Annotated in this window: 10 protein-coding genes and 1 pseudogene; 4 read left to right on the forward strand and 7 right to left on the reverse strand. The window is 59.8% G+C overall.

What is annotated here, in order from left to right:
* Nucleotides 1-246 (forward strand): annotated as a pseudogene (locus WBQ77_RS07675) (hypothetical protein); the annotation flags it as partial.
* 27 nt (nucleotides 247-273) lie between these two features.
* On the opposite strand, the gene fabI reads toward WBQ77_RS07675, so the two are convergent.
* Nucleotides 274-1092 carry an enoyl-ACP reductase FabI gene (gene fabI / locus WBQ77_RS07680; RefSeq protein ID WP_424042805.1) on the reverse strand — a complete coding sequence of 273 codons (819 nt, stop codon included), beginning with the start codon at nucleotides 1090-1092 and terminating at the stop codon, nucleotides 274-276.
* A gap of 310 nt (nucleotides 1093-1402) precedes the next feature.
* Nucleotides 1403-1861 (reverse strand): RT0821/Lpp0805 family surface protein, encoded by a 459-nt coding sequence (locus tag WBQ77_RS07685; RefSeq protein ID WP_424042806.1) that lies wholly within the window; start codon nucleotides 1859-1861, stop codon nucleotides 1403-1405.
* Nucleotides 1862-2018: 157 nt separating this feature from the next.
* Between WBQ77_RS07685 and pdxH the strand changes: the two genes are divergently transcribed.
* Nucleotides 2019-2627 (forward strand): pyridoxamine 5'-phosphate oxidase, encoded by a 609-nt coding sequence (pdxH, locus tag WBQ77_RS07690; protein ID WP_424042807.1) that lies wholly within the window; start codon nucleotides 2019-2021, stop codon nucleotides 2625-2627.
* Between the two features lie 76 nt (nucleotides 2628-2703).
* Nucleotides 2704-3624 carry a DUF1499 domain-containing protein gene (locus tag WBQ77_RS07695; protein WP_424042808.1) on the forward strand — a complete coding sequence of 307 codons (921 nt, stop codon included), beginning with the start codon at nucleotides 2704-2706 and terminating at the stop codon, nucleotides 3622-3624.
* Here WBQ77_RS07695 and WBQ77_RS07700 read toward each other — a convergent pair.
* The 3 genes from WBQ77_RS07700 to WBQ77_RS07710 all read right to left on the reverse strand — a co-directional run bounded on the left by WBQ77_RS07700 (nucleotide 3569) and on the right by WBQ77_RS07710 (nucleotide 5993).
* Nucleotides 3569-4507: an MBL fold metallo-hydrolase gene (locus WBQ77_RS07700; protein ID WP_424042809.1), complete on the reverse strand. Its 939-nt coding sequence runs from the start codon at nucleotides 4505-4507 to the stop codon at nucleotides 3569-3571. The two genes, WBQ77_RS07695 and WBQ77_RS07700, sit on opposite strands and share 56 nt — an antisense overlap.
* Before the next feature lie 236 nt (nucleotides 4508-4743).
* Entirely contained in the window at nucleotides 4744-5682 is a 939-nt protein-coding gene (locus WBQ77_RS07705) for an HlyD family secretion protein (protein WP_424059657.1), read from the reverse strand.
* The gene (locus WBQ77_RS07710; RefSeq protein ID WP_424059659.1) at nucleotides 5679-5993 is read right to left on the reverse strand and encodes a DUF3302 domain-containing protein; all 315 of its coding nucleotides are present in this window, start codon (nucleotides 5991-5993) and stop codon (nucleotides 5679-5681) included. The genes WBQ77_RS07705 and WBQ77_RS07710 overlap by 4 nt, the downstream gene beginning before the upstream one ends.
* Before the next feature lie 119 nt (nucleotides 5994-6112).
* On the opposite strand from WBQ77_RS07710, the gene WBQ77_RS07715 reads away from it, so the two are divergent.
* Nucleotides 6113-6442, forward strand: a complete 330-nt coding sequence (locus WBQ77_RS07715; protein WP_424043673.1) for a hypothetical protein — start codon at nucleotides 6113-6115, stop codon at nucleotides 6440-6442.
* Between the two features lie 77 nt (nucleotides 6443-6519).
* On the opposite strand, the gene WBQ77_RS07720 is transcribed toward WBQ77_RS07715, so the two are convergent.
* On the reverse strand, nucleotides 6520-6786 hold the full coding sequence (locus WBQ77_RS07720; RefSeq protein ID WP_424059661.1) for a hypothetical protein: 267 nt from the start codon (nucleotides 6784-6786) through the stop codon (nucleotides 6520-6522).
* A 103-nt stretch (nucleotides 6787-6889) separates the two neighbouring features.
* The coding region (locus WBQ77_RS07725; protein WP_424059663.1) for a MarC family protein at nucleotides 6890-7491 on the reverse strand (602 nt) is incomplete at its 5' end.

Below are 7491 nucleotides of genomic sequence, written 5' to 3' on the forward strand. Positions count from 1 at the left end.
TGCGGCTGGTATATGCGCACCCAGCTGGGTGGAGGGCCTGAATACAATCTCGCGCGCAACTGGGCCAAGCGCGGCCGCCCCTTGAATGGGCCCCGCGTCGGCGCGGTCGTCGTCTGGCCCCATCACGTGGGCATGATCACGGGCCGCACCAAAGAGGGCCACTGGATCGTACGCTCCGGCAATGACGGAGGCCGTGTGCGCGAGCGTCCGCGCTCAGTCGCAGGAGCCGTGTTCCGCAAAGTCTAAATGGGGAAGGGCGGGGTAGCTCCCGCCCTAGTCCTTCACCACGGAAATGTCCGGCGCGTCCTCGTTCTTCATGCCGACCACGTGGTAGCCCGCATCGATATGCAGGACCTCGCCGGTGACGCCCTTCGACAGGTCGGACAGAAGGTAGAGGCCGCCGCCGCCCACATCGTCGATCGTCACGGTGCGGCGGAGCGGCGAGTTGTACTCGTTCCATTTCAGAATGTAGCGGAAGTCCGAAATGCCGGACGCGGCCAATGTTTTGATCGGGCCGGCCGAGATGGCGTTGACGCGAATGTCGTTCCTGCCGAGATCGGCGGCGAGATATTGCACGCTCGTCTCGAGTGCGGCCTTGGCGACACCCATCACGTTGTAATGGGGCATGACTTTCTCGGCGCCGTAATAGGTGAGCGTCAGGATCGAGCCGCCATCCTTCATCAAGGGTTCGGCGCGCTTCGCCATGGCGGTCAGCGAATAGCAGGAGATCGCCATCGTCTTGGCGAAGTTCTCCTCGGTTGTGTCCACGTAGCGGCCGCCGAGCTGATCCTTGTCCGAGAAGGCGATGGCGTGGACGAGAAAGTCGATGCCGCCCCATTCTTTCTCGACCGCCGCGAACACCGCATCCAAAGAGGCGGTATCGGTGACGTCGCAAGGCAGAACGAGTTTCGCCCCGGCGTCCGCAGCCAGCGGATCCACCCGCTTTTTCAGCGCATCGCCCTGATAGGTAAGTGCGACTTCGGCGCCCTGGCCGACGACGGCCTTGGTGATGCCCCAAGCGATCGAGCGATTGTTGGCGACACCAAAAATGATGCCACGCTTGCCCGCCATGAGATTTCCACCGTTCGCCATAAGCCCTCCATCAACGGATCTGAGGGCCTCTTATACACCGGGCTGGCCCCGCCGAAAGTGCTTTCGCCATCTCGGAAAGGCCAGCCCGGTGCTGTCGGGCTGGGGGTGAGTTCTAGGTAGTTCGTCGCCGCACCGGCACGAGCGGAGAGCGCAATTCTCCAGTGCCCACGCGCGGGGAATATTTGCGCACAACGATCACAGACCGCAGTGGTGTGAAGCGCATGCTGGCTTCCTGTGGGATCTGAACCGCTTTGCGAGGAAGTGGAGAGGCCGTTTCGGGGGTGACGTAACTCTCGGACATGAAAACCCTCTATCCGGCGATTGCCCAGCGGCCGTTTGCCGATCGGCAAGCAACGCCTTCGATTTCTTTTTCCGTCCCGTCCCGTGCCAGCGAATAGATCACGGTACGGCATACACGGCCTTGCGTGTCCCGGAACGCGGAGATGGGCTTGACCCGGCCTGTGAGCTGGCTTGCTTGCCGCCGCCAAACAAGGGTCACGCCGTCGCCAAGCTCCGTCAGGGCCATTTGCAGGGCCTTGAGTGCGACTGCCTTATCTGAACGGTCGAGAGTGGTTTTAAGTTCCGCGAGGGAACCTGAAAGGGAGCCATTCGGCTCCGTCACGGTATCTGGCGGCACGGTCTCGTAAACCGGCACCACTACATGTGCCTCGCGATCCTCTGCCTTGAGAGGAACGAGGGCGGGGAGCAATACACACAACACGAGAGCCCCCGCCCCCATGATAGGGGCGTTCCATTGGAACGTACGCATAACAAACCGTCCCCAAATACTAACGCGGATACTGAAATCCCCCCGCGCCCTCTATCAACAGAAACGATCCTGGCCTATCAGGGTGAGCAAAACGTAAATGCCCGTACCGAGCCGGGAAGTTTTTTTGTATCGCTACGGGCGGAGTGACAGGAAAGTTATGATGGACCATCAAGACTTCACCGCGGCAGACGACCCTTTCGCGCTGTTTCAGGCGTGGCTTGCGGAAGCGGAAAAATCCGAACCGTGCGACCCGGAGGCAATGGCCCTGGCCACGGCTGATTCGGACGGGCTCCCGAACTTGCGGATGATTCTCTTGAAAGGCGCGGACGAAAGCGGCTTCGTGTTCTACACGAATTGCGGGAGCGCTAAGGGTGGGGAGCTGGCTGCCAACGCAAAGGCCGCGCTGCTGTTCTACTGGAAGAGCCTTGGCAGGCAAATTCGCATACGTGGGCTCATAAAGCCTTCGACCGATGCGGAGGCGGATGCCTATTTTGCCACCCGCCACCCGCAGAGCCGGATCGGCGCCTGGGCCTCGGAACAATCGCGGCCCTTGGAGAGCCGCGCCGCACTGGAAGAGGCCGTAGCGCGCTATGCGGATCAATTTGACGGGCGCGAGGTAACCCGGCCAGACTATTGGCGCGGCTACCGGGTTTGCCCGGTCGAGATCGAGTTTTGGCAGAATGGAGACTACCGTCTGCACGACCGGATCGTGTTCCGCAGGGCGACACCGGACGAAGCGTGGACTAAAACGCGCCTCAATCCTTGATCTTAACTGTGCTATCGCGAGCAGGCTCGCTAGGTATGATGACGCCCGACGGGGACGCGCATGAGGACGAGATAAATTGACCGCGGAAGACACCATCGAACGCTACGCGACCGCGCGCTACGTGGTGAAGGAGGCGCACGAGGCCCGGTGGGCACGCCGCATCGCTGTGTTCTTCCTCCAGCTTCTGATTCTCACGGCGGTGCTGCATCGGTTCTTCGGCCTCAACACTGGGGCAACCATCAATCTGGTTGGTGTGTCGATGGTGGGCCTTGCTCTCGCGGTTCTCATCGCCGTTGTCTCGCTGATCCGCATTTGGTTCGGCGGCCAGACCGGCGCGGCAAACAACTTCGCCGCAATCGTTGTCGGCTTGATCGGCCTGGCGCTTCCGGCCTTCTTTTTGTCGAAAGCGTTCCTGTTACCGGTGTTGAACGATGTGCAGACATCGCCCGCCGATCCGCTGCAATACACCGTGCTTATGGAGCAGCGTCCGCGTGACGCCAACCCGCTTGCCGGCCAATCGCCGGAGGCCGCCCAGCGTCAGGCGGAAGCCTATCCCGATATCGGTCCGATCGTCGTGGATCGATCTGCGGCGGCCGTCTTCACGGTCGTCAACGAGGCGGTGAAGCAGCTCGGCTGGACCGTGGTGGTCAACGAGACGCCGGGGGAGAGTGGGATCGGCCGGATCGAAGCGACCGACAGCACGATGATCATGGGCTACACCGACGACGTGGTGGTGCGGGTGAAGGGGAATGATACTTCCGCGGTGATCGATATCCGCTCCGCGTCGCGTTACGGAACCCACGACTTCGGGGCCAATGCGGACCGCGTACGCACTTTCTACGAAGAGGTCAACACGGCCCTGGAGAAGGGTGAGAAAACCGTCCTCGAACAGACCGCCGCCGAAGAGACAGAAGAGCCCGTTGCGGTTCCCGCGAAGGAAGTTAAGAAGAAGCAGCGGCGCCGGACCCGGAAGCGGCGCGTACGTAGAAGGCGCTGAGCCCTTCCGTCGCACCTTCGGTCGCGACGAGACCACGCGCGATCAAGAATTCCAAATGCGCCAAAACCGACAGGGCCGCGGCCACTTTCAGGTCGGCGTCCAGCCCGCCATAGAGGCGGGCTACGATCCGGGGGATTGAGCCGACGCCTTCGTCGATACAGGCGAGGATCGTGTGCTCGCGCCAGATGCGGTGGGTCATATACGCTCGGACCACGCGCCGCGGCGTTTCGATGCGCCCGCCATGGCCGGGGAAGAAAACCTTGTCATGCCGCTCTGCGAGCCGCTCGAGTGAGGCGAGAAAGTCGGCCATGCTGCCCTCGGGGGGCGCGATGACCGTCGTGTTCCACCCCATCACATGATCGCCGGTGAATACCGTCCGCTGGCCGATGAGCGCGAAGCACAAATGGTCCGGCGCATGTCCGGGCATATGCAACACATCCAGCGCAAACCCGCTTCCCTTGATTGTGTCGCCGTCCGAGGCTGGGATGTCCGGCTTGAAAGCCGTATCTACGAAACCGTCGCCAAGGCCGGGCGCAATGGCGCCGCGCTCGGTTCCGGTCGGGCCAAAGGCGAGGATCTCGCCGCCGAGGCGCTGCTGTAAGGGCAGGGCGCCGTCACAGTGATCACGGTGGCTGTGGGTAATGAAGATATGGCTGACGCGCTGTCCGCGCGTGGCACGGGCGATGGCATCGAGATGCGCCTCGTTCGCGGGCCCAGGGTCGATAATCGCGACCTCGTCGGTGCCTACGATATAGGTGTTCGTCCCGAGAAACGTGTACGGGCCGGGATTGTTCGCCACGACGCGCCGAACGCCTGGCGCGACCTCTTCGGCCACGCCGTAATCGACATCGGCGTTTCGATTGAATGCAAGTTCGGCGGACATGAATTGGACGCTTACTGAAAATTTCGTGGTCGGCGCGCGGTTGGAGCCCGCGGGCAGATCAGACGATAGCAGAACGGCCCACGGGCCGCGCTTCTTTAAAGAGGCGCCAACCTTCCACCGGTTTTTGCGCAAAATATGGCTGGATTCTGTCCGACGGCCGACATCCAAGAACACATTCGGCATGCAGGTATACGCAGGCCTGACGCCCTATCAATTCGGTTCTGGCTTCAGTAATTTCACAGCCATGGAATGACGTAATTCATGTAGGACTCCATGCGGATCATGACTTTGCGGATAATGTGCGTCATGCCAGCGCTCTTCGTATAAATTGCGGCCGTGCCGGCGGTGCCTGCCGGCAAGTCCGGCTCGGGATCATCCAGTTTAATGCGCACGAAGAACGGCTCTGCTTGGATGATCTCCGCGGCAGGCACCGTGCCGCCAGTCACCGCTTGGCTTTCGTGGGTGACCTGGAGTACGGCATTGACGGTACCGGTATAGATACGGCCCGGACGGGTCTTGAAAGCCATTTCGACCTTCTGGCCGCGCGCTAGATGGCGCTGGTAGATTTGCTGGATATGCACACCAACGATCTTGCGGGAGGTATCCACAAAGGTCATTGCCGGCTGGAAGGGGAACGTGACCACGCGCTGTCCTGGCCGCAAGGCCACATAGGTTACATACCCGTCAGCGGGGGCACGCACCGTGGTCTCCTGTAGATTCCACTTCGCTGTTTCGAGCTCCGCCGCGAACTTCTTGACCTGCGCTGCGGTTTCCTCGACTTGAAACTTTGTTCCTGCCGCCGTGCTAGCGAGCTGCTCATACTGCTTCAGGCGCAGCTCTTGAAAGTTCAACTGAGCCTGGGTGGCCTCCAGCGCAGCTTCGTAGGTCGTTGGATCTATCTTGAAAAGAACGTCGCCCTTTTTGATGGGCCGGTTGGCCTCTACCGGTACTTCGGTTACAGGCCCGGCGACATTGGGGATGATCTGCACGGTGTAGGTCATGGTTCGCGCGGGACCGGCAGGAGCACCCCATTGCATCGGGATGAACAACACAACGAACAGCAACACCATCCAGGCAAGGGTGGAGACCCACGTCCAAAGCGTGTTAGGCAGGAATTTGAGCCAAACGAGTAGCGCGAGAATTCCGACATAGCAGAGTGTCAGGAAGGCGATCATTTACGACCTACCCGGCTTGTGCCCTGGGCCTCCAGCGCGGCGATGCGCTTATATAAGTCCTGGATCTCTTCCGCCTCTCCGGCGGACGTGATGCGAATGGGCTTCGTAAAGGCCCATACTAAGAAGAATGGCCAGAAGACACCGCCAAGGATCGCCCCGAGCCAGCCGCCTATGTTGATAGCTTCGGCCTGCGGATGGTTGCGCTTGGCAGCGATCTTGCCGGGCAGCATAGCCAGCACAATCCAAATGGCGACCACGGCAAAAAGCAAAATCAACAAAACGATGATCGCAAAGATATCCAAACCAGACATTCGAGATCCCTCCAGCTGAACACCACAACGACCCACAAATGATGCGGGCATGCGGGTTGCCAATACACTTCCCGCAGCGTCTGCTATAATACCAGACTAGTGGGGATGATGCGGCGAGTTTGACCGCCCCGCTCGCCAGCAATGTTTGGTCCTTCGCGGGCGAAAGCGACCGCGCAGACATCAACCAGTTCCTGCTGCAGTACTTCATCAACTACAACTTTGGTGAGACGGGCTGGTATCTCGTCTCCGAGCCGATAATGACGGCAGATTGGATGCGCGACGATGGCGACCGGTGGGTCCTGCCTATCGGCGGTGGTGTTGGGCGCGTCTTCGATGTGGGCGCGCAGCCCGTGAACACGTCGCTGCAAGCCTATGACAATGTTATCAACACGGAAGGCGGTGCTGATTGGCAGCTGCGTTTCCAAGTGCAGCTGCTGTTCCCGCAATAAGGCGCGATGCCCCGATCTTACGTTGATCCCGAAGTCTGAACGCCTCGGTCGTGCGTTTTGAGTGCGCTCCCCATCTGTCACTTCAAAGTGAGCATGAGATAGGTTCGTTCAACGTTAGTGCTGTGATCGTGGGTGACGCTGTCGATCCAGACGACGTCCCCGACGTCGTACTCTTTGGTGAACTCTTTTCCATCTTCACTGTAAGTCATCGTCACCGGGCTCAGCACGATTGCCATTTGATTTCCCGGGTGAGTGTGCTCTCCAACCCAACCCGCAGGCGTCGTAACTTTCGTCACGTTCACCGCATCGTTGTTCAGTACGGTTTCCAGCTTCACGTCTGACACAGCTTGTCTCCTCAAGGGTTGAATAGTTTGTCTCCTCAGCGTCGAAGAGACGACGCAGTCCGCGCCGGTTCCTTCGACTTGGCTCGGCCGTCATTTCAGATCGTCATGAGCTGCTGCTGATTACGCCCCAGTTCTCCAAGGCATGCACAAAGACATGAACGGCGAGCCCTGCTTGCAGTACCGCAAAAATCCAGCCTAAGAGCTTGAAGCTCACAACGCCCACCAGCTCGACGATGCGTTTGGCAAACAGCATTCCAACGAGGTTTAGGCCCATGATCACAAAGAGCAAAATGATGACCGTCTTAGCTAGCTCCGCATTGTCCCCCGCCAGCCCCATTGCCATGAGTATGGCCATCGCGCCCCAAGGCGTAATTATGACTGGAATCGCAACGGGAGAGAGAGCCGGATACTTCGTCGGCGCATCCGGAGACGGCGCGGTCGTATCGTTGGCCAGAATTTGATATGCCGACATGAACAGCAAAATGCCAGTGGCGATCCGAAGGTCGTCGGTGGTGACGCGCCAACTCGCCTGGACAACAGGCATTATCAAGGCAATTACCAATGAGATTGCCAAAGCGAGGAGCGTGCCCTTGAAGGCAAGTGCCCGTGCGTCGGCGGCCTCCATGTCTTTCGCTTGAGCATAGAAACCAGGGATGGCCTTTATGGGACCGAGCGTGACCATGAAAATTGTGAATACAAATGCGA

The sequence above is a fragment of the Methyloceanibacter sp. genome, from assembly GCF_049590335.1.
Lineage (GTDB): Bacteria > Pseudomonadota > Alphaproteobacteria > Rhizobiales > Methyloligellaceae > Methyloceanibacter.